The organism is Archangium violaceum, assembly GCF_016859125.1.
In the GTDB taxonomy this organism is placed as follows: Bacteria; Myxococcota; Myxococcia; order Myxococcales; family Myxococcaceae; genus Archangium; species Archangium violaceum_A.
Genome location: NZ_CP069338.1, coordinates 8,907,550 through 8,926,788, shown reverse-complemented (window position 1 = coordinate 8,926,788; position 19,239 = coordinate 8,907,550). Strand labels below are relative to the sequence as shown.

Annotated in this window: 22 protein-coding genes; 9 read left to right on the top strand and 13 right to left on the bottom strand. The window is 69.1% G+C overall.

The window, feature by feature from the left end; genetic code table 11:
- Positions 1-276 precede the first annotated feature (276 nt).
- The 6 genes from JQX13_RS38075 to JQX13_RS38050 form a co-directional block, all read right to left on the bottom strand.
- On the bottom strand, positions 277-1,242 hold the full coding sequence (locus tag JQX13_RS38075; RefSeq protein ID WP_203404328.1) for a metallophosphoesterase: 966 nt from the start codon (positions 1,240-1,242) through the stop codon (positions 277-279).
- 33 nt (positions 1,243-1,275) lie between these two features.
- The gene (locus JQX13_RS38070; RefSeq protein ID WP_203404327.1) at positions 1,276-1,773 is read right to left on the bottom strand and encodes a hypothetical protein; all 498 of its coding nucleotides are present in this window, start codon (positions 1,771-1,773) and stop codon (positions 1,276-1,278) included.
- Positions 1,774-1,904: 131 nt separating this feature from the next.
- Entirely contained in the window at positions 1,905-2,651 is a 747-nt protein-coding gene (locus tag JQX13_RS38065) for a hypothetical protein (RefSeq protein WP_203404326.1), read from the bottom strand.
- Between the two features lie 47 nt (positions 2,652-2,698).
- Positions 2,699-3,325, bottom strand: coding sequence for a DUF4142 domain-containing protein (locus JQX13_RS38060; RefSeq protein WP_203404325.1), 627 nt, complete (start codon positions 3,323-3,325; stop codon positions 2,699-2,701).
- A 129-nt stretch (positions 3,326-3,454) separates the two neighbouring features.
- Positions 3,455-3,691 (bottom strand): hypothetical protein, encoded by a 237-nt coding sequence (locus tag JQX13_RS38055; RefSeq protein WP_203404324.1) that lies wholly within the window; start codon positions 3,689-3,691, stop codon positions 3,455-3,457.
- A gap of 23 nt (positions 3,692-3,714) precedes the next feature.
- Positions 3,715-4,023: a hypothetical protein gene (locus JQX13_RS38050; protein ID WP_203404323.1), complete on the bottom strand. Its 309-nt coding sequence runs from the start codon at positions 4,021-4,023 to the stop codon at positions 3,715-3,717.
- A 223-nt stretch (positions 4,024-4,246) separates the two neighbouring features.
- Here JQX13_RS38050 and JQX13_RS38045 point away from each other — a divergent pair, with 223 nt between their 5' ends.
- Complete coding sequence (locus JQX13_RS38045; protein WP_203404322.1) at positions 4,247-4,600, top strand: hypothetical protein; 354 nt, start codon at positions 4,247-4,249, stop codon at positions 4,598-4,600.
- Positions 4,601-4,710: 110 nt separating this feature from the next.
- Positions 4,711-5,202, top strand: coding sequence for a hypothetical protein (locus JQX13_RS38040; RefSeq protein WP_203404321.1), 492 nt, complete (start codon positions 4,711-4,713; stop codon positions 5,200-5,202).
- Between the two features lie 71 nt (positions 5,203-5,273).
- On the opposite strand, the gene JQX13_RS38035 is transcribed toward JQX13_RS38040, so the two are convergent.
- The gene (locus JQX13_RS38035; RefSeq protein WP_203404320.1) at positions 5,274-6,104 is read right to left on the bottom strand and encodes a hypothetical protein; all 831 of its coding nucleotides are present in this window, start codon (positions 6,102-6,104) and stop codon (positions 5,274-5,276) included.
- Positions 6,105-6,527: 423 nt separating this feature from the next.
- On the opposite strand from JQX13_RS38035, the gene JQX13_RS38030 reads away from it, so the two are divergent.
- Entirely contained in the window at positions 6,528-6,914 is a 387-nt protein-coding gene (locus JQX13_RS38030) for a sensory rhodopsin transducer (RefSeq protein ID WP_203404319.1), read from the top strand.
- 25 nt (positions 6,915-6,939) lie between these two features.
- On the opposite strand, the gene JQX13_RS38025 is transcribed toward JQX13_RS38030, so the two are convergent.
- The 3 genes from JQX13_RS38025 to JQX13_RS38015 all read right to left on the bottom strand — a co-directional run bounded on the left by JQX13_RS38025 (position 6,940) and on the right by JQX13_RS38015 (position 9,474).
- Positions 6,940-8,007 carry a phospholipase D-like domain-containing protein gene (locus JQX13_RS38025; RefSeq protein ID WP_203404318.1) on the bottom strand — a complete coding sequence of 356 codons (1,068 nt, stop codon included), beginning with the start codon at positions 8,005-8,007 and terminating at the stop codon, positions 6,940-6,942.
- A 165-nt stretch (positions 8,008-8,172) separates the two neighbouring features.
- Positions 8,173-8,703 (bottom strand): DUF1440 domain-containing protein, encoded by a 531-nt coding sequence (locus JQX13_RS38020; RefSeq protein ID WP_203404317.1) that lies wholly within the window; start codon positions 8,701-8,703, stop codon positions 8,173-8,175.
- A gap of 198 nt (positions 8,704-8,901) precedes the next feature.
- The gene (locus JQX13_RS38015) at positions 8,902-9,474 is read right to left on the bottom strand and encodes a hypothetical protein (protein WP_203404316.1); all 573 of its coding nucleotides are present in this window, start codon (positions 9,472-9,474) and stop codon (positions 8,902-8,904) included.
- Positions 9,475-9,512: 38 nt separating this feature from the next.
- Between JQX13_RS38015 and JQX13_RS38010 the strand changes: the two genes are divergently transcribed.
- The gene (locus tag JQX13_RS38010) at positions 9,513-10,721 is read left to right on the top strand and encodes an MFS transporter (RefSeq protein ID WP_203404315.1); all 1,209 of its coding nucleotides are present in this window, start codon (positions 9,513-9,515) and stop codon (positions 10,719-10,721) included.
- 50 nt (positions 10,722-10,771) lie between these two features.
- On the opposite strand, the gene JQX13_RS38005 is transcribed toward JQX13_RS38010, so the two are convergent.
- A complete protein-coding gene (locus JQX13_RS38005; RefSeq protein ID WP_203404314.1) occupies positions 10,772-11,698 on the bottom strand; it encodes a hypothetical protein in 927 nt (308 codons plus the stop codon).
- Between the two features lie 139 nt (positions 11,699-11,837).
- Here JQX13_RS38005 and JQX13_RS38000 point away from each other — a divergent pair, with 139 nt between their 5' ends.
- From JQX13_RS38000 to JQX13_RS37980, 5 genes are read left to right on the top strand one after another with little or no spacing between them, the layout of a single operon-like run.
- Entirely contained in the window at positions 11,838-13,064 is a 1,227-nt protein-coding gene (locus JQX13_RS38000) for an MFS transporter (RefSeq protein WP_239014100.1), read from the top strand.
- Between the two features lie 25 nt (positions 13,065-13,089).
- Positions 13,090-13,863, top strand: coding sequence for a class I SAM-dependent methyltransferase (locus JQX13_RS37995; RefSeq protein WP_343211036.1), 774 nt, complete (start codon positions 13,090-13,092; stop codon positions 13,861-13,863).
- On the top strand, positions 13,860-15,476 hold the full coding sequence (locus JQX13_RS37990; protein WP_203404312.1) for an MXAN_5453 family MXYO-CTERM-anchored protein: 1,617 nt from the start codon (positions 13,860-13,862) through the stop codon (positions 15,474-15,476). The genes JQX13_RS37995 and JQX13_RS37990 overlap by 4 nt, the downstream gene beginning before the upstream one ends.
- A 24-nt stretch (positions 15,477-15,500) precedes the next feature.
- Positions 15,501-16,028, top strand: coding sequence for an RBBP9/YdeN family alpha/beta hydrolase (locus JQX13_RS37985; RefSeq protein ID WP_203404311.1), 528 nt, complete (start codon positions 15,501-15,503; stop codon positions 16,026-16,028).
- Positions 16,029-16,044: 16 nt separating this feature from the next.
- Positions 16,045-17,001: a hypothetical protein gene (locus tag JQX13_RS37980; RefSeq protein ID WP_203404310.1), complete on the top strand. Its 957-nt coding sequence runs from the start codon at positions 16,045-16,047 to the stop codon at positions 16,999-17,001.
- 4 nt (positions 17,002-17,005) lie between these two features.
- On the opposite strand, the gene JQX13_RS37975 is transcribed toward JQX13_RS37980, so the two are convergent.
- The gene (locus JQX13_RS37975; RefSeq protein WP_203404309.1) at positions 17,006-17,227 is read right to left on the bottom strand and encodes a class I SAM-dependent methyltransferase; all 222 of its coding nucleotides are present in this window, start codon (positions 17,225-17,227) and stop codon (positions 17,006-17,008) included.
- 244 nt (positions 17,228-17,471) lie between these two features.
- On the bottom strand, positions 17,472-19,010 hold the full coding sequence (locus JQX13_RS37970; RefSeq protein ID WP_203404308.1) for a serine/threonine protein kinase: 1,539 nt from the start codon (positions 19,008-19,010) through the stop codon (positions 17,472-17,474).
- Positions 19,011-19,239 lie beyond the last annotated feature (229 nt).

The window sequence follows — 19,239 nt, the reverse complement described above, 5'->3', positions numbered from 1 at the left end:
GAGCCGGATGTCGGGACCCACGAGGGAGTCCCGCCAGACCTGGATCGAGCTGTCTCCAGCTGGAGTCTGGAGGAGGAGCCGGTCTTCGTCCTGGTCCTGGGAGGCCGCCACCGTCCCGAGACCAAGCAGGGCGAGGCCGAGAGCACAACCGATGCGTCGGGCGAAAGAGGCGTACATGCCCGAAGAATAGGGACGGGAGGAGAGTCCGGGCGGAGCGCCTCCCCTGACTGATGGAGCGCCATCCGATCGAGCATGGTGCGGCGGGCGCCCCACGCGCTACCGCCTCCCGCCCTGTCCCCGCCGGGCCGCCGCTGGCCGCTCCGTCGCATCGGAGGAGCCGGGCGCGTCACGCCGCAGGGTGAACACGGTCAGCTCGGGCGTGCAGTTGATGCGCATGGGCACGGTGCTCATCCCGATGCCCCGGCTGACGTAGAGGTGATTGCCCGGCTCGCCGAAGCCGGGGACCACGATCCACCCGTCCGTCTGGGACCCGCCCTTCACGGCGAGGCTGCGCCAGCTCCAGTGGGGCAGGAAGGGAATGCGAATCTGGCCTCCATGGGTGTGGCCCGCCACCGCGAAGGGGGCGCTGTCCGGGGGGAACTCCAGGAACGAGTCCGGGTTGTGCATGAGCACGAGGCGGGGGGCCTCGGGGGGCACGCCCTTCAATGCCACCAGGGGCCTGTCGCGCTGGGCCCAGTGCGAATCCACTCCCACCAGGTAGAGCACGGATTCACCCGAGCCGAGCCGGACGGCCTCGTTGCTCAGCATCGTCACGCCGATGGACCGCAGCCCCGCCACCACCGCCTCCACCACCCCGGGCTCGAGCTCGTCCGCGGGGGTATTCAGGCCGTAGTCGTGGTTGCCGAGCACCGCGAAGGTGGGCAGCCCCGCCTGCGTCAGCGGCCGGAGGAGCTCCTCCACCCGCTCCATCTTGCTCGCCACGTCATCGGCCTCCGCGTCGAAGACGAAGTCCCCGAGCAGCAACACCACCGCCGGCCGGAGCCGGACCACGTCGGCCACCGCTTCGCGCATGGCCCGCTCGTTGCCCAGCGCCATGCCGATCTGGAAGTCCGCGAGGACGGCGATCCGCTGGCCCTCCCAGGACGCGGGCAGGGCCGGCACATGGGCCACCCGCCGCTCCACCTGGAGCAGATAGCGCGGCTCGATGAACACCCCATAGACGGCCAGGATCACGAAGACGACCAGCACTCCCAACCCGATGCGCACGAGCTTCCGTTTCATCCCCTGCTTCACATGTGACCCCACTCGAGAAGCTCAACGCCGCCACGCCTGGATGGACCGCCAGATGCGCGAGGCCGCGGGGTCACCCACGCGGCCGTGGATGGCGTCGGTGATGCGCCCCCGCGAGTCCAGGGTGAAGACGTAGGGCGTGTCGCTCCCCGGCTCCAGCTGGAGCGCACGCTGGATGTCACCCTCGCCTCCGAGCCATGTCTGATCCCAGTACCGGTGCGGAATCCTGTCCCGGGCCATGCCGAGGGCCACGTCATCGGGGATGAAGAAGGGCAGATCGATGGCGATCAGCGTGACGAGCGGAACGTCGCCTCCCTGCCGCTGGACGATCTCGTTCGCCCAGGCCTGGGCCTCGCCCGAAGCCGCGCGGCTGGTCGCGGCGATCACCACCGCGGGCTGGCCCGTGAGTTCCGAGGAGCGGCGCTGGGTGCCCGTCAGGTCGGTGCCCACGAAGAACGGGAGCTCCTGCCCCACCGGGACCGCCGCCAGGGCGAGCGTGGGGAGCAGGACTCCCATGGACACGATTGGCTTCCACCAGTTCCGTCGCACCGTCTTTCCCTCCGCCAGAGGATCTCTCCAGAAGCTGGGAGCGAGCCCCCAAGCGGGCAATACCGAGGCGCACGAGCACAACGGGTGCTCGTGCACCAGGCGGCTCACGCGTCCTTCGGGATGAAGGGAATGGAGATCCGGCCGAACTGCTCTCCGGTGTTGGCGTCGACCAGGTCCATGCGCAAGTCCACCCGATCCACGCCCTCGGGCACGTCCTGGAAGAAGACGAAGCCGGAGACGCTGCCATTGGGCTCGATGACGCCCTCGGGCAGCGCGCTGGCCACCATGTCGGCGGTGGGCAGCTCCACCGGCCACCGCGTGTAGTAGCTGTCGTAGTAGAGCGGATCCGCCGCGAAGGGCCCGGCCCAGGGCGTGAGGCCGGTCCACATCGGTGAGTAGGTGGGCGCGGTGTAGAAGCCGTTGGCGTCGAAGGAGGGGTGCCACGGCCCGGTCAGCGGCGTCGGGTCCGCGCCGCCATAGGCGTCCACGTCCGTCACGGGGGCGCTGACGTAGGCGGTGCCGTCGATCTGGAAGGGAGGCAGGGCCACGAAGCGCGAGCCATGCGGGCCCACGAGGGCGAGCTCCCGGTAGCGCAGGCGCAGGGGCTTGTCGCTGAAGTTGCGGATGGCGACACGCACGGGCACCACCTCATCCAGCTCCCTGGGCTCGCCCTCCCAGGACCTGCCATCCGCCACCAGGGTGACGCCCTCGGCGGACGCCTTCGCGGCGTATTCATCCGCCGGAAGTGTGTTGGCCGAGGCCGCCGGTTTCAGCTCGGCCTCGTGCGCGCACCCCGCCAGCCCGAGCGCCCCCATCATCACTCCCACCACCCACCACTTCACCTGATGCATGCACCGCTCCTTTCGTGGCCCTGCCGTTGTCCTCGCGTGTCGTCGTCCTAGCGGGAGATGGGCGGCGCGCCGCGAGCCTGACCCCGCTGCGGCTTGGGCGCGAGCTGCCCGAGGAGGCCATAGGCCTGTTGGCGGTGCTTCACGAGCGTGTTGAGCTCGTCCTGGATCGCCTGCGTCAGCCGCGGGTTCTTCACCTGCTTCGCGGCCCACTGAATCTTGTCGATGGCCAGGTCGTGCGAGAGCACCACGGACGACAGGTAGGCCCTGTCCAGGTTCACCCCGGACAACATGGGGAGGCCGGCCAGCGAGGTGACGATCGCCGCGTGCATGAAGTCCGTCTTCATGCCCTGCTCGGCCTGTTGCAGCGCCTGCGTCACATCGATGCCCTCGCGCTGCGCGAGCTGCTGCAGCTGCTGCTCGAAACCCTGGTGCGTCTGAACCGCCTGCTGCGCGAACTTGCGGACGGACGGAGTGGCGGCCCGGTCCGCGGCGATCTTCGACATGTCGGCGGACCAGCGGTTGGCCAGCATCAGCTCAGCCGTCCAACGCCCCTCGTCGAACTGCGGGGCCTGTGCCGCTGGCTGCTGTTGCTGCCCCTGTTGCTGCTGCTGCTGGGCGAAGGCCGTCCCGGTCACCAGGGCCGCGGCCACGAACATCCAACGCGTTCCACGCATGTGTGCTCCTCCTCGGGTGTACTGCGGTTCACGCAGAAGGTGGACCGGGAGCCAGGAGGCGCATAGTGCGAGGGTGGCAGGTGCTCGCATGAATGGCTGCTCACGCGAGCGCCCACCCCACGCAGTCCGTCATGGGCCCACGCGGCGGCGGCCCCGCATGGTCGACACTCCCCACGCGGCCAGCACCAGGATGGCCACGATGGCGGCAATGGTCCAGAACCCGTTCCAGAAACCCCAGCCGCGCCCGGAGTACCGCGCCGCGTCCTCGCCATACACCTGCGCGAAGGCGAGGGCCGGAACGAAGAAGAGGACGGCGCACATCCACGCCCGCACCATCCGCAACAGCGTCAACAGTTGTGTCTCCATGGCATCTCCTCGGTGGTCTGGCCTCACAGCGGGTCCTCCACCTCGCCAGACAAGGTGGGGCTGCACAGGGAAAGAATGTCGGTCTTGTCGAGGAACGTCTGCTCGGAGGTCCGACGGAAGCACTCGACGGGCTCATCGGACTCCGCGCCCTGGCAGAGCAGGACCGCGTCGTGCTGCGAGAGGAAGAGCTCCTGGAGCGCCCGGGTGACACAGGTGGCGGCCCCGGGTGTCTCCCGCTCCGTGCCCGTCGTCCCCTGAGTGCCCGTCCCGCCCTGGGCCCATGCACCGGCCAGGGGAACAAGCGCCAGTACCAGCGTCCACCATCGTTTCATCTCGATGAACCTCCTCCCCCCTGACAAGGCTAGCCATCCGTGCCTCATGCAACAGTCGTGGGCCAACCGGCCACGCATGGGAGGGCGAGCCCGCCAGCCCTTCTCGTTCGCGGGTCCCCAGCGGCCGAGGGGTGGCTCGGGAGACTTCCGGCGGCTCCCGGTGCGGTGCCCCAGCCCCAGGTTGTGTCATGGACACTTCGCAGGACGGAGAGGAGAGCGAGCCATGAGCGGACGTTTCCGCGGAAATCTCGTCTGGACGTGCATCACCACCGGAGCCCTGGCCCTGGGAGCCGGATGCGCGACCACCACGGATGACCCATTCCTCGAGGAGGAGATGGCCGATGACGAGCTCATCGAGGAACAGGAGGAGGTGCTCGAACCCGGTACGGGCGGAGCGGGAGACCAGGGAGTCATCGGGGAGGAGGATGACGCGGGCATCATCGCGCCGTCCGAGGGCGTCGACGATGGGCTCTTCGAGCAGGGAGAGGGCGAGGACGAGAGCATGTTCGAGCCGGGCGTGGGCGGCGCGGGGGACGGGCTCGGGGACGACGAGGTGGATCCGGATCTGGCTGAGTAGGCGCCAGGGAGGCCCCGCGCGCCAGGCGTGGAGGCGGGAGGGGCTCCACCTGAGCGAGCGGACGTCCTCCTGGGTTGGCGCGCGACATCTCGGTCATGGCCCAGGGAGGTATGCTGACCTACGCGGGTGAGGCCGCGCGCCTCACCACGCCGGGCGCCTCGTACGGTGTGCTGGCCGGAATCGACGTGCTGCCCTGGCTCGATGCCGAGCTGAGCTACCAGGGCGCGGCCTACAAGACGGAGGAGGACCTCGCCGCGGATCAGTCCACCCTCCTCGAGAACGGCGGGCAGGCCGTCGCGAAGGTGGGCCCGGACAGGTGGAGGCTCGAGCCCTACGCGCTCGGAGGCGTCGCCATCTCCCGCCTGAACGTGGTGGGCACGCCCGCCGCGGGCGTCCCCGTCCAGGACGCCACCCTGGTGAAGCTGCCCGTGGGCGTGGGCGTGGACTGGAAGATGCCCCTGGGCGGCGGAGAGAGCGACTTCAACCTCGGCGCGCGAGCCACCTACGACATCGCGCTCGACAGCGACGCCTTCCCCACCCTGGCGGACACGCAGTCGTCCAACCAGGTGCGGGCGACGCTCCATCTGGGCGCCTCGTTCTAGAGTTGGCACCGCGCGGCCAGGCCCGGTGGGTCTCGGGGGAAGACTCCGAGGCCCGCCGGGCCCGAGACCCCTCACCGCGCCGTGGCGCAGAAGCCGTTGCCCTCATCGATCCGCAGGCCGATCTGCAGTTGCTCCAGCGCATTGGACGCGCAGAAGTTGATGTCGAACGTCGCGTTCTGGCCGTTGTTGCTCACGGTCAGGTTCTGGATGCCCGGAGTCGGCCCGAGCGCGCCGCTCGTCTGGTAGTACTTGAGCACGGAGTTCAAGGCGCTCTGGGTGGAGAAGGTGCCCGGCGGCCCATAGGCATCCACCCGGAAGCGGGCCCGCTTGTTGACCCCGGTCCCGGGGCAGAAGCTGGGGTCCTGGTCGAAGTACTCCTGGGTGATTTCATAGATGACCGGGCCGGAGGAGGTGGCCGGGTCCCAATCGATGCCCGCCTGGGTGATGTTGGAACAGGTCGGCCTGGAGACGAAGTCGCACAGGTTGACCGTGTTGCAGTACTGGCCATAGCCGCACACGTCCGGCTGGGTCCCCGTGGAGGTGCAGGTCCGCGCCGGCTCGCATTGACCGGTGGTGAGGTTGCAGTTGAGGTCGGGACCACAGGAATCGTAGGTGCACGTGCCGCCCGCACCGGTGGCGCGGCACTCGCCAGTGCCCGTCTCACAGGTGTAGCCGGTCGGACAGTCGGTGTCGCCGCCGCACTTCGTCACGCAGACGCCAAATGCGTCCGAGCAGATGGCCGACGAGCCCGTGGTGTCGCCCCCCGCGCACAGCTCGTCCGTGGTGCACTTGCAGACCCGCGTGTTGGCGTTCGGCCCCGTTCCACCCAACTCCTCGCAGTTCTTCGCCGAGTCCGGGCAGTCCGCGGCCAGCTCACACGTCTGGAGGCAGACCAGGGCCACGGGGTGACAGATCTCCCCCCCGGCACAATCGGCGTCGGTCGAGCACCCCGCCCCGCCCTCCTCACCGCCGCACGCGCCCAGCAGCGCGGCGAGGCCAACACACAATCCCAACCCGAGTGGTCGCATAATCCCCATCCGCATCTTCGTCTTCCTCCCCTTCCGGGGCCTCACCGCGAAGCCCGCGTGTGGAGGAAGTGGGTAGGGGCGGCCCGGGAAGCTCGCACGCCCCCGACCCCGCGGGGTGTGGGTCCACCCAACATCGGGAGGTGGAGGTGGTTCATCCAGGGACATCCCCCTCGCGGGGATGGCCAGTGGGTGACGGCGCGAGGCGGCCTGCCCTCCCCGCCTGCCGGCGGCCCGGCCTTGCCACTGCGCCTCCGCCCCGGCGGTAACAGATTCCCTGGAGACATGGAGGCACGAGCGATGCCAATCCCCATCGGCCGCAAGCAGTGGGCCATCGCCGAGGGCTACATCCCCGGAAAGAGCACGAAGAGCGCGGAGCAGGGCCGCGCATTGGAGAGCCACGAGACCGCCTGCCTGCTCAACGCATCCGACCAGGAGGCCCACGTGGAGCTCACCCTCTTCTTCGCGGATCGCGAGCCCGTGGGACCCTACCGGGTGACCGTGCCGGCGCGGCGAACGCTGCATGTTCGCTTCAATGATTTGAAGGATCCGGAGCCCGTTCCCCGCGACACGGACTATGCGAGCCTCATCCAGTCGGACATTCCCATCGTGGTGCAGCACACGCGCCTCGACACGCGGCAGTCCGAGCTCGCGCTGATCTCCACGGTGGCCTTCCCCATCGACTGACGGGTGCGGCGTGCCGCCGGTCCGCTCACTCGAAGTGCCGCAACACCCACCATGTGGCCCGGCGGAGGCCGGAGAGGGGCCTGTAGCGCGCCCGCGCCGCGTGCACCTCGCGTGCGTACCCGAGGTCCGCGAGGAACGCGCTCGCGAGTGACGCGTTGAGCCCGGTGTCTTCCACCGCCAGCGAGCCCTCCTCCAGCACGTTGAGCGCGAAGGGGTCCAGGTTGGTGGAGCCCACCACGCACAGGTGCTCATCCACCACGGCCGTCTTGGCGTGCATCATGGTGGGCTGGTACTCCCAGAGGCGGACGCCGTGCGCGAGCAGCGGCCTGTAGGTGGAGCGCTGCACGGCGCGGGCGGCGGGGACGTCGTTGATGGGACCGGGCACGAGGATGCGCACGTCCACGCCGGCCCGCTTCCTCCGGACGAGCAGCCGGGTGAAGGTGTCGTTGAGGATGAAGTAGCCGCTGGCAATCCACAGCCGCCGCCGGGCCGAGTCGAAGAGCTGATGCAGCATCCGCTCGGCGGGCTCGGCACCGGGGCCCGCGCGGCTGGCGACGAAGGCGGCGCGGCCAGGGCCCTCGAGCGCGAGCGGAGGAAAGCTGTCGGGCGGAAGGGGAGCGCCCCCCGCGCGCTGCCAGTCCTGGGAGAAGGCGGCCTGCATCTGCGCCACGGCCGGGCCGCGCACGCGAACGTTGGTGTCTCGCCACTGGCCCACGTGCCGTCCGTTGCCGTTCCACTCGTCCGCGATGCACCACCCGCCGGTGAGCCCGGTGTGCCCGTCCACCACGAGCAGCTTGCGGTGGTTGCGCACCAGGGTGTCGCGCGGGTGCAGGACGTCCGGCGGGTGGAAGCGCCGCACCTCGCAACCCGCGCGCTCGAGCCGCCCGTGCACCTCTTTCTCGAAGCCGCCCCGGCTCCCCACCGCGTCCACGAGGATGCGGCAGGCCACGCCGGCGCGGACACGTGCGTGCAAGGCGCGCAAGAGGCGCTCGGACACCTCACCCGGGCGCCAGATGTACATGGCGAGGTGGACACTCGACCGGGCCCGGGCGATCTCCTCCTCCAGGATGTCGAAGACGCGGCCGTTGCACACCAACTCCACCCGGTGGCCGGGCTGGAGTCGCAGGCCGGCGCCGCGCGAAGGGGCCTTGTCCTCGGGGACGATGGCCCGGGGGATGTGCGGCTGTACGGGCCCGCGGACCAGCCGCGTCCCGCCGCGCTCCGCGCCCGGGAGTCCGGGCCGCGGGGCGCGGTTCCTTCAAGCGAAGGCACGCCGCAGCAGCCGGTACGAGCCCTCCGTGACGCCGCCATAGGTGAAGTGGGCCGCGAGCGCGCTCAGGTGTGTGGCCAGTGGCGTCTTCTGGGGTGGAGCACCGAGCTTCAGCGCGGGCACGAGGAACTCGTCGCCGAAGAGGAAGAGGCCCAGCCCGAAACCCAGGCCGAAGAGCTTCCCGACGAAGGGGCCACGGCGGTGAAGGACGCCGTAGATCGCGCCCCAGGCGATGCCGTAGCCGTAGTGCACGAGGTTTCCGGCCTTCTTCTTCTGCTCGCCCTGGAGCTCGATACCGAAGGGTTCGAGCACCTTGCGGGCCAGCTTCGCGGTGGCGCCTTCCTCTTGCTGCTCACCCTGCCCCTGGAGCTTCTGGGGCATCACCTTGGAGACGCCCTGCAGGACGGGGCTCATGAGCCAGGTCCCCAGCGCGCCACCGGCGGCGCCGCACAGGAGGTCGAGGAGGAGCGACTCACGCTCGCGATGGAAGAAGGGGAAGCTCCGGGAATGATGGGTCATCGTTCATCCTCCTCGAGGGCCCAGGTATGCCGTGTTCGAGACACGGGCATGGGCAGGCGTCCTCAAGCTGGACACGAGCGGACGCCCTTGTGAACCTCGGGCCATGGTCCCCCTCCCCTCTCGGGAACGAGCCGAGGAGGGGGGGCCTCGTCCGCCTGGCGGCAATGCACCAGGAGGAGGCACGGACGGCGGCGCCGATCAGTAGTCGCCCTTGCGAATCTGGAAGTGGATGGCCTCGAGCTGCTCGAGCAGCTTCTCGCGCTCCCGAGAGAAGAGCTCGCGCGCCCGGGGCTTCTGCGCGTCCGTCAGCAACTTCTCCGCCTGGACATAGGCCTCGGAGTCGTTGTCCTGCATCTGGCGCAGCGTGGATCCGATCTGCTCCAGCCGCTCGCGACGCTGGAGCCTCTCCCGCTCCGCCTCGGGAGGGGCGCTCGTCGAGCCGCCCTTCCCTCCGTGGAGGTCATGCTGCCCGCCGCCCATGTAGCCCCCGTGCCAGGGACGATTGCCCTTCTTCTGCTGGGCCCGCAGCGCCTCGAGCTCGTGCTGGAGCACGATGTTCTTCTCGTGGAGGGTGAAGTCCATCTTCTCGAAGCGGTCCACCTGCTCGGGGGTGAGGGCCAGCTCGGCGCGGTTCTCGAGCAACACCGCCAGCGAGGACTTGAAGGCCGGGCCCGAGGCCTCCTCCGCGCGCCGGGACGTGGAGGACCGGGCGCAGGCGGCCAGCGCGAGGCACATGCACAGCAGGAACATCTTCCGGATCATGACCGTCATCGTGCCATCAAACCCGGGAACAGCTGTATAGAGGCGCCATGGGTTCCAACATCTGGAAGCTCCAGGCCATCCGGATGCTGTTCTGGATGCAGTTCTTCTCCGCGGTGCTCGTCCCGTTCTTCACGGACTGGGGCGGCATCTCGCTGGCCCAGGTGCTGTTCCTCAACGCCTGGTTCTTCCTCTGCAACTTCCTCTTCGAGGTCCCCACCGGAACCGTGGCGGACTTCCTGGGCCGCAAGGTGTCGCTGGCGCTCGGCAGCCTGGTGGGCGTCGGAGCGGCCCTGCTCTACGTGTCCAAGCCGTCCTTCCCCGTGTTCATGGCCGCGGAGGCCGTCTTCGCCATCGCCTACACGCTCCACTCCGGAGCCGACGAGGCGCTCGCCTATGACAGCCTCAAGGCGGAGGGGCGGACGGAGCGGGCCGCGCACGTGCTCGCCCGCCTGGAGTCCTTCAAGCTCGGCGGCATCATCACCGCGACGATTACCGGTGGCTTCATCGCGAGCGCCTACGGCCTGAGCGCTCCCATGCGGGCCTACGTGTTCCCCGCCGCCCTCGCCTTCCTGCTCGCGCTCACCCTGCGCGAGCCCCCGGATACGGCCCGGGAGCGGAAGACCCGGACCTCCTATGCGCGGATCCTCACCGAGGGCGGGCGGTACTTCCTCGGCCACAAGGTGGTCCGGCTGCTCGCCATCGAGCTCGCCCTGACCAACGCGCTGGCCTGGGGGCTCATCTGGCTGTTCCAACCGTTGCTCGAGCGCGGCGGGTTGCCGCTGCGGTTCTACGGGGTGGTGCATGCCCTGTCGTGCCTCGGGCAGATCGTCTTCCTCGGCAACGTCGCGCGGATCGAACGGTGGGTGGGCTCGATGCGGCGGCTCCTGCTCGCGGCCACCGTCCTCTCCGGCATGAGCTTCCTCCTGCTCGCCGCCACGCGGTGGCTGCCACTCGTCATCGTGGGAATCATCGTGGGCTTCACCTTCAGCCTGCCGCGCATCCCCCTCTTCAGCGCCTACATCAACCACCACATCCCCTCCGAGCGGCGGGCCACGGTGCTCTCCTTCGTCTCGATGGTGCGCACGTTGGCGATCGTGGTGATCAACCCGCTCATCGGCCTGCTCGCCGAGTGGTCGCTGTCCTGGACGATGGCCGTGCTCGGTGGGGGGCTCATCGCGCTCGCGGCGGGCTCTCGGGTCGAGGAGCGCCACCTGGTCACCGAGGCGGTGACTCCCGAGCCGCCCGTCAGGGGATGACCTCGTGTCGCGCATGCTCCCTCTCCAGAGGGAGAGGGACATCCACGGACTCACGCGATGAGCGAGACGCGGAGCCCGGAGCTCGCCGAGGGATCGATCGACAGCCGGCCCGTGGCCTGGGAGCCCAGGAGCTTGCGCTCGGCGAGGAACACCCGCGCCGTGTCGAGCGACTGAACCCGCAGGACGAGCTCGTCCAGGCGATCCGCCGGCCCCGAAATCACCCGGAGGGCCGGCCCCCGCTCCAGCTCGAAACGTCCGGCCTCCGTGGGAGTCACGGGCGCGAGGATCTCGCTCCACGCGCGGATCACCCGCCGGGGCTCCCGGGACATCATGACGAGCTCGTCGACCCCGAGGATGCCCAGGGGGCCGAGCGGACCCGGTGTGTCTCCGAGGAGCCGCTCCATGCGCCGCAGGTGGCCCTCATGGGGCGGCACGTACTCCACCGCGGACAACATCCCCTTGGTGAACGTCCGGTTGAAGAACCTCCAGGCCAGCGCGCCCCGGATCAGTGGGGGCTTGCGCGCGGTACGCGGCTTCCGGCGCGTCATCACCAGGAAGAGCCGGAGCCAGAGGCTCGAGCCCCCGAGATCATCGAAGTAGACGTTCTTCCAGAGCGTCCGGAGCGAGCCATCCTCCGCCTGCTCCACCCTGGGGGTGGCCCCCCCGGCTCGGATACCACGTGCCCGAAGCGCCTTCGGAACCTCGTCGATGGGGCGCGTCGGCTCCAGCGCGAGGCCGAACAGCCTGACCGGAGGCATCCCCGGGCGCGGCGGCCCCATCTGGAGGATCTCGAGCGGAACATTGCCGAGCGCCACCCCCGCGCTCGTGAACGACGCACTCCGGGACATCCATGGAGAGGGCAGACCGAGCGTCCGGGTGAAGAAATCGAAGACCTTGTCCAGGTGTCCGGGCGCGACACGCACGGTGAGGTGCTCGCAGCCCCGGAATAGCGCAGCAGCGGATTCCGAACCCGTCATAGATGAATCCCCACCCTATCCCGTCAAGATTTCGGGTCGAGCGCCCAACACACATGCGCCACGGACTGAACAAATCAACGCCGCCCATGCCAGCACGGCGGTGGGCGGCTATACAGGGTGGAGCATGGTGGCCCGCACATTGACCCCCCCGGAAGCCTCCCGGTCCCTCCTCGGCCGGGTCGAGGCGCTCGTCTTCGTCACGGTTTTTCTCGACCTGGTGGGCTTCGGCATCGTCATCCCCCTCCTTCCCTTCTACGTCCAGTCGATGGGCGGCTCGGCACGCACGGTGGGCGTGCTCCTCGGCTGCTTCTCGTTCACCCAGCTGCTCGCCACCCCCGTCCTCGGGAGGTTCTCGGACCGGTACGGCCGCCGGCCCATCATCCTGTTCAGCCTCGCGGCCAACGCGGTCGCCATGGGCCTCTTCGCCCTCGCCAGCTACGAGCGCATGCTGCCGCTCCTCTTCGCCTCGCGCATCCTCGCGGGCGCCACCGCGGGCAATCTCGCGGCGTGCCAGGCCTCCCTCGCCGACATCTCCACGGCCGACACCCGCGCGCGGGCCATGGGCCGGGTCGGGGCCGGCATCGGATTGGGGCTCGTCCTGGGGCCCATGATCGGGGGCATGTTCTCACAGTGGGGCGCGTGGCTCCCTCCGCTCGCCGCGGGAGCGCTCGCGCTCCTGGGCTCTCTCGGGGTGCTGGTGGCCATGCCCGAGACACACCCGCCCTCGGCCCGCTCCACCTCGAAGCCCCGGTCCCGGATGAGCGTGCTCCGGGAATCGCCGCGGCCACGCGCGCTGAAGATCGTGCTGCTGCTCTACTTCCTCGTCTTCCTCGCCATGACGACGCTCCAGGTGGCCCTCGCCCTGCTCGCGCAGGCCCGCTTCGGCTGGGAGGCGAAGGAGGTGGGCTACGTCTTCGCCATGCAGGGCGGGCTGGGGCTCCTCATCCAGGGCGTGCTCATCGGCCCGCTGTCGAAGGCCGTGGGCGAGGTGCGCCTGCTGGTCCTCGGCACGCTGTTGCTCTCCGCCGGCATGCTGGGCGTGAGCCTCGCGGAGCACCCCCTTGCCCTCGTCGGGGCCCTGGCCATGCTCGGCACGGGGCTCGGCTTCACCCAGCCCCTCATCTCCAGCCTCGCCTCCCAGGCGGCCAATCCCTCCCTGCAGGGACTGACCCTCGGGCTCGCCCAGTCCTCGGGCGGGCTCGCGCGCACCGTGGGACCGGTGGCCAGCGGTGCGCTCTATTCGTCCCTGGGCACCAGCGCGCCCTTCGCCGCGGGAGCACTCGTGGCGCTCATCGCCTCGGCACTGGGGGCGCTGCTGAAACACGAGGGCCTCGGGAAGCAGCGGCCCCCACCCGGAGCCGGATGAGGCAAGCTCGGGAGACGGAGAGCTGATGGACGAGAAGGACTGGTCACTTCCCGAGGGCAGGACGAAGCGCGTCGACACCTCGATGGGTTTCGATGCATCGCCCTGGGAGATGTTCGTCATCCGCGTGACCGTGCTGATCATCAGCTTCGTCACCCGGGCCTTGGACGTGGCGCTGCTGCTGTTCCGCCCGAGGCTGCTCGGGCCCTATCTGCGCGTATGGCTGGCGGAGTTCCTCCGCTCACCCTATCGCCTGGCGGCGAGCTTCGAGGTGGTACGGGTGCTGAAGGCCAGCGGACAGGACATGCGCGAGCTGGTGTACGGCGAGACGCCCGTGGCCACCGCCGCGTGGCTCTTCCACCGGGCGGGGCTCGGACGTGGCGGACGGCTGGTGGATGTCGTGGCCGGCCGGGGGCGTGCGCTGCTCGGCGCGAGGTGGCTGGGAGCCGAGGCCCGCGGGGTGGACCTGCTGGAGCGGCACGTGGCCAGCGTATCCGGCGCCATGAGGAAGGCCGGCGTCTCCCTGAAGGTGGGTGACGCGACACGGGAGGACCTCGGTGATGCCACCCACGTCTACCTGGCCTGGACGTGCCTCGGCCCCGACACGAGGGCCCGCGTCATCGAGCGTCTGCGCACCTGCGCGCCCGGCACGCGCATCATCACGGTGACCCGGCCTCTGGAGGCGCCCGGCTTCATCACGGTCTCACGCCATTGGGTGCTCTTCACCTGGGGCTTCGAGCGCGTCTGGATCCACGAGTACCGTCCCCGGTTGGAGCAAGACGTGGTACCCACTTCTTCATGAGAGAAGACACGTGGAAGAAGCGCTGGGGAGTGGTGCTGGGGGGTCTCCTGCTCGCGGGGTCCGCCCGGGCCGAGCTGCCGGACTACACCCTGCAACTCCAGGCGCGGACCAACATGCTGGGAAACAAGGGCGGCGCCTACAACATGGAGCCGGGCAACCTCCTCGCGGGAAGCCTGCAGATTCCCATCACGTCCGATCGGAAGGTGGCCTTCCGGCTGGCGATCACCCCCGAGGGGCGCTCCAGCGTCTGGTGGGGCGGAGATGGCCGGGGCGATCGCATCTACCAGCTCCCCGAGCTCGGCACCGACGTGCTCTCGGGAGACCCGAGCCTCAATACGTCGGGAGCACTCGCCTTCAGCGTCACGGGCACGGATGATGCCGCCAAGAGCGGCATCTACCTGTTGAACGTGTCGGCACCGGAAGAGGTCCACATCATCCGCGAGCCCCTTGGTGCCACCGGTTGGTCGAGCGTGACGATCAACGAGGCAGGGCAGATCGGTTTCCGGGCCATGTTCTCCGGCCTGGGCCGGATCCATGCCCTGGTGTCGCCCGAGAATGGTGAGCTCAAGACGACCATCGTGGCCAAGGAGCAGGCCGTCGATGCCAAGAGCCCCTACCAGTTCCTCTACTCTCCCAACCTCAACGACCTCGGCCAGATGGTCGGAGTGGCGGATGTCGCCCCCATCTCGTCGGAGTACTACCAGGAGCTGCGAGTCTGGAGCGCGGACGGGAGCTCCCGGCTCGTCGTGGCGTCACGCGGGTTGGAGCCGGCGTCGCCCATCTTCCGGTTCGCCCCGGTGGCCCCAGCCCTCAACAACAACGGGCAGGTCGCCTTCCTGGGAGTGGCGACGACAAAGGACCCTTCCACGGGGAAGAACCCCGTCACGCTCTGGCTGTGGGACGGCACCGGATTGAAGGTCCTCGCACAGGAGGGACAGGAGCGCATCCGGACTTTGGAGTACTTCCCCCCGGACCTCAATGACAAGGGCCTGGCCGTCTTCCGGGCCATCGACAGCGATGGCCTGCGTGCGGTGTGGGTGAGCGATGGCGCGTCGATGAAGCGCGTCGTGACCGAGCACGACATCGTCCCCTCCGATCTCGGCGATGCGCGCGTGGATCAGGAGACGCCCTCCAACCCCGTGTTCGCCGGCTCGGCACAGATCAACGAGCGCGGAGATGTCTCCTTCGCCGCCGGTCTGGCACCACCGGATGACGACCAGGAGGAATGGGGTACCGCGGTGTACGTCGCGCTATCCTCGCTGGCGCCTGATTTGCCCGATGCGGGCACGGGTGAACCCGACGCGGGCACTGGCGAACCGGATGCAGGCCCGGGTGAGCCCGACGCCGGCCCAGGTGAGCCTGACGCAGGCCCGGGTGTACCCGATGCGGGACCGGATGAGCCTGATGCGGGACCGGGTGAGCCCGATGCGGGACCCGTTGAGCCAGACGCTGGCACGGGTGAGCCCGACGCGGGCACTCAGGGACCTCAAGTCCCGGTTCCGGACACCGGCTGTGGTTGTCAGTCGACGTCACCTGCGGCGCTCTGGCCGTGGCTCCTCCTGGGGTTGCTGGTCTCCAGGAAGAACAGATTCTCCGCCAGACTGAAGGGGTAACACGACCCGGGCTATCATCGGCCCATGTCCGTGCCCCTGCTCATCGTTCCTGGCTACAGCAACTCCGGCCCGCAGCACTGGCAGAGCCACTGGGAGCGGCTCCTTCCGGGAGCGCTCCGGGTTCAGCAACGTGACTGGGAATACCCGACGGTCGAGGAGTGGGTGGCCGCGCTCGATGCGGCAATCGCCACCTGCTCCGCGCCGCCCGTGCTGGTAGCCCACTCGCTCGGGGGGAGCACCGTGGCGCACTGGGCGGCTCGCTTCCGCCGGCCCATCCAGGGCGCGCTCCTGGTGGCGCCTCCGGATCTCGACAACCCCGCCCTTCCCGAGGCCTGCCGTACCTTCGCCCCCGTACCGCGCCAAAGACTGCCCTTTCGCTCCATCCTCGTCGCCTCGAGAGGCGATCCCTACGCTGCCTTCGAGCGCTCCGAGCAGATGGCTCGCGACTGGGGCAGCCGGCTCGAGGACGCGGGCCAGGCGGGGCACATCAACTCCGCCTCGGGTCTGGGCGAGTGGCCTCGCGGGCAGGCGCTGCTCCGCGAGTTCCTGTGAGCCAGGGAGAGAGTCCATGACTGCTCATTCCTTCACGCTCACCCCTCATGGAGACTTCGCCGACTTCCTCGGCGACCTGCAGCTCATCGCCGTCTCCATCGGACCCGATGGCTCCGCCAATCTTCTGGCGACGGACGGCAACGAAGCGAAAGCTCCCTTCGTCCGCGACGTGAATCCAAGTGGCTCCTCCTTTCCCCGAACGAGAGTGGAGCGGCCCTATAAGGCCGTGGCTTTCAAATACGACGGCACCTCCGTTCATCGGACCGAGTTGCCAGCTGTGCCCTTTGCCTTCCCCTTCATCCAGATACTCGGCACGGGCCACGTCCTCGTCGCCGGGTCTCGCTGCCGCTACTCCAAGGGACGTGCCGAGCTCAACGCCGCTCTGTACACACCCGAAGGCAAGCTGGCTCATCAAATGACGTTGGGCGATGGCATCCAGGACATCCAGGCTTCGCCCCATGGGGAAATCTGGGTCTCCTATTTCGACGAAGGCGTCTTCGGGAACTTCGGATGGAGCAATTCCCTCGGTGCGCCGGGCCTCGTCTGCTTCGGACAGCAGGGACAAGTCCTCTGGAATTTCACGGCTCCCGTGGGCATGGACTCCATGGCGGATTGCTATGCCTTGAATGTCGCCGAGGACGCGACCTGGCTCTGTTACTACACCGACTTCCCAGTGGTTCGCGTCGCACGGGATCGCTCCACTCGAGGCTGGACGAACAAAATCTCGGGAGCCAGTGCATTGGCGGTCTCCCGCAGCCATGTGCTCCTCTGGGGGGGCTATCAGGAAAAGCGAAGCCGCTGTGTCGTCCAACGTTTCGGCCCCGAGTCACTCACGAAGGCTCGGGAAATCTCCCTGCTGCTCCCCAACGGTGAGCCGCTCTCGACTGGAACCATCGTCGGTCGAGGATCCACCCTCCATGCCATCGTCGGCACCCACTGGTATCAACTCGACCTGAACGAGCTCCCCTGGTGATCGCTCAGGTCGTGGCCTTGAGCACCAGGAGCTCGCCCTTGCCCACGGGGACCAGGACGTGCGTTGTGCCTGGCTGCTGGCGGATCCGTTCGACCAGCGGCTGCGTCTTCCGGGTGTCCACGTCGATCGTCGTGACCCGGCCGCCCACCGCCGCGGCCGCCGACGCGAGCCACACCGTGGAGTAGCCATTCGAGGTGCCGATCTCCAGGATGTTCCGGGCGGCCATCGAGCGCACGAGCACCGCGAGGAACGACGGCCGATGCGAACCCGCCCGTCAAGCCGACCGCCGAGGACAAGCCGGCCTACTCCATGACGACCTCCCAGTCTGGCGCCGAGAGGCCTCACGTCAGGTAGCACTCCGTCACGACGGGGCAGGTCAGCTCTTACGGAACTTCTTGATGCAAGCAGGAGCGCCAGCTTGGACAGGGTGTGACAGGCAAACCAGGCGAGGAACACCGAGGCGATTACCCTCACCCCCCGCCCTCTCCCAGAGGGAGAGGGTGCTGGCCCACGGCGGCCACTCGGGGTGGCATCGTGCTCACGTCTAGCTCGGCGGCGATTGCCTCCAGGGCCGCAGGCGCAAGTCGCGGATCCTGCCGCAGGCGAATGAGCACGCGTGCCGATTCCCCTTGTCCCGGCTCGGGACTCTGAACCTGCGCAACGAACGCCGCCGCGCTCAACAGCGCCCTCGCGGCTCGTCCCGCAGGTGGGCCCGCCTCCGGTCCCGAGAGCAGCACGGCCGAGAGGAGCTCGCTCAGCTCCGGAGCCCCTCCCACCAGTGCCCTCACCCCCGCAAGCGTGGGCAAAACGAAGCGCCGGGGTTCTTCCAACCTCGCAGCGAGCACGAGCGCTCGGGCCGCCAAGACGGCCAACGACTCCTCGTCGTCCCTTCCTCCCAGCCGCGCCACACAGCCGCGGGTGAGCCGCACCAGCAGAGGGGCCAACTCCGCGCTCCCTCCGATCAGCCCCAGGGCTTCATCGAGCAGCCGCGTTTGCAAGTCCTCGGGCCGCGTCTGGCGAGGTGGCGTCGGTGTGGGTCGCGCCTCCTCCTTCTCTGGCATCCCCTCGAGCGCCTCATCCGGAGGTGGTGGCGGTTCCACCGGATACAGCACCGGTGGGGGCTCCGACTGGAAGCTCCTCCCGGACGTCAGCGGGACGATGTCGATCAAGGCCTCGCTCCGCGCCCCCACCCACTCCTCGATGCACGAGCGGCGCGTGGGGAAGACCCGGGCGAAGAGGTGGGCGATGTCGTGATGATCCACGCTGAGCTCTCGCTCCACGAGGAAACCACGCAACGTGTCCGCGAACGCACGCGCCGTGGGGAACCGGACCTCGGGTTCGGAGGCGATGGCCTGGAGCAGCACGTCCCAGAGCGATGGCGGACACCCGGGCACGGGTTCGAGCTCGCGCTCGTCGAAGTCCCCGATGTGGTGGATGGCTCGGGGATGGGCGCTATCGAAGAAGAGCGGCCGTCCGGCGAGCAGCTCGTAGAGGATCAACCCGAGGCGGAAGACGTCGCCGCGCGGATCCGCGGGCCGGCCCCGGACCTGCTCGGGCGTGAGATAGGGTGGCTCGCTCCGCGAGGCCCCACCCGTATCGATGAGCTTCACCTCCCCTCCGCTGGAGATCCACACGTGGGAGGGATTGAGGCCGCGGTGACTGGCACGGGCCTGATGGAGGTTGGCGAGGCCATCGGCCACCTGCTGGACGATGAAACACACCTCGCGCAGTCCAATCGTCAGCCCGCGCTCCCTCGCCACCATGAGCAGGGTGCTCAGCGCCTCTCCCTCCACGAACTCCAGCACCCGGCAGGGCCGCTCTCCGCCCACGCCCGACTCGAGCACCCGCAGGACGTTCGCGTGCGGATGCGTGGTGGACGTGCGGACCGAGCCCAGGAAGAGCTCCACGAAGGGCGCATCCCCCGCGAACCCGGGCTGGAGACGCTCGACGAGCACGGGCGGCTCCAGGATTCCCTCCCCCACCGTGCTCGCCAGGAACAACTCGGACACCGTCCCCGCCGCCAATCTCCGGATGATTCGGTACGTCCCCACAAAAGCCCCCCGGCTTCCGGGCCCACCTGCCCCTTCCGGCACTTCTCGGAACCGGGCAGCCCGGGCCTCGCCTGGAAGCTAGGAAGCCCTCCCCAACCGGCACCCTGCCCCCAGGTGCGGAGGGCCCGCCCGCCAGCGAACGATGAACGCTGCCCCCCGCTCACCCGGCGAGCGGCCACACGAAGAG

Bases quoted from the DNA above. Each gene is read 5' to 3' on its own strand.
- JQX13_RS38075 (WP_203404328.1), bottom strand. From the start codon at position 1,242: ATGAAACGGAAGCTCGTGCGCATCGGGTTGGGAGTGCTGGTCGTCTTC.
- JQX13_RS38065 (WP_203404326.1), bottom strand. From the start codon at position 2,651: ATGCATCAGGTGAAGTGGTGGGTGGTGGGAGTGATGATGGGGGCGCTC.
- JQX13_RS38060 (WP_203404325.1), bottom strand. From the start codon at position 3,325: ATGCGTGGAACGCGTTGGATGTTCGTGGCCGCGGCCCTGGTGACCGGG.
- JQX13_RS38055 (WP_203404324.1), bottom strand. From the start codon at position 3,691: ATGGAGACACAACTGTTGACGCTGTTGCGGATGGTGCGGGCGTGGATG.
- JQX13_RS38050 (WP_203404323.1), bottom strand. From the start codon at position 4,023: ATGAAACGATGGTGGACGCTGGTACTGGCGCTTGTTCCCCTGGCCGGT.
- JQX13_RS38045 (WP_203404322.1), top strand. From the start codon at position 4,247: ATGAGCGGACGTTTCCGCGGAAATCTCGTCTGGACGTGCATCACCACC.
- JQX13_RS38040 (WP_203404321.1), top strand. From the start codon at position 4,711: ATGCTGACCTACGCGGGTGAGGCCGCGCGCCTCACCACGCCGGGCGCC.
- JQX13_RS38030 (WP_203404319.1), top strand. From the start codon at position 6,528: ATGCCAATCCCCATCGGCCGCAAGCAGTGGGCCATCGCCGAGGGCTAC.
- JQX13_RS38020 (WP_203404317.1), bottom strand. From the start codon at position 8,703: ATGACCCATCATTCCCGGAGCTTCCCCTTCTTCCATCGCGAGCGTGAG.
- JQX13_RS38015 (WP_203404316.1), bottom strand. From the start codon at position 9,474: ATGACGGTCATGATCCGGAAGATGTTCCTGCTGTGCATGTGCCTCGCG.
- JQX13_RS38010 (WP_203404315.1), top strand. From the start codon at position 9,513: ATGGGTTCCAACATCTGGAAGCTCCAGGCCATCCGGATGCTGTTCTGG.
- JQX13_RS38005 (WP_203404314.1), bottom strand. From the start codon at position 11,698: ATGACGGGTTCGGAATCCGCTGCTGCGCTATTCCGGGGCTGCGAGCAC.
- JQX13_RS37995 (WP_343211036.1), top strand. From the start codon at position 13,090: ATGGACGAGAAGGACTGGTCACTTCCCGAGGGCAGGACGAAGCGCGTC.
- JQX13_RS37990 (WP_203404312.1), top strand. From the start codon at position 13,860: ATGAGAGAAGACACGTGGAAGAAGCGCTGGGGAGTGGTGCTGGGGGGT.
- JQX13_RS37985 (WP_203404311.1), top strand. From the start codon at position 15,501: ATGTCCGTGCCCCTGCTCATCGTTCCTGGCTACAGCAACTCCGGCCCG.
- JQX13_RS37980 (WP_203404310.1), top strand. From the start codon at position 16,045: ATGACTGCTCATTCCTTCACGCTCACCCCTCATGGAGACTTCGCCGAC.
- JQX13_RS37975 (WP_203404309.1), bottom strand. From the start codon at position 17,227: ATGGCCGCCCGGAACATCCTGGAGATCGGCACCTCGAATGGCTACTCC.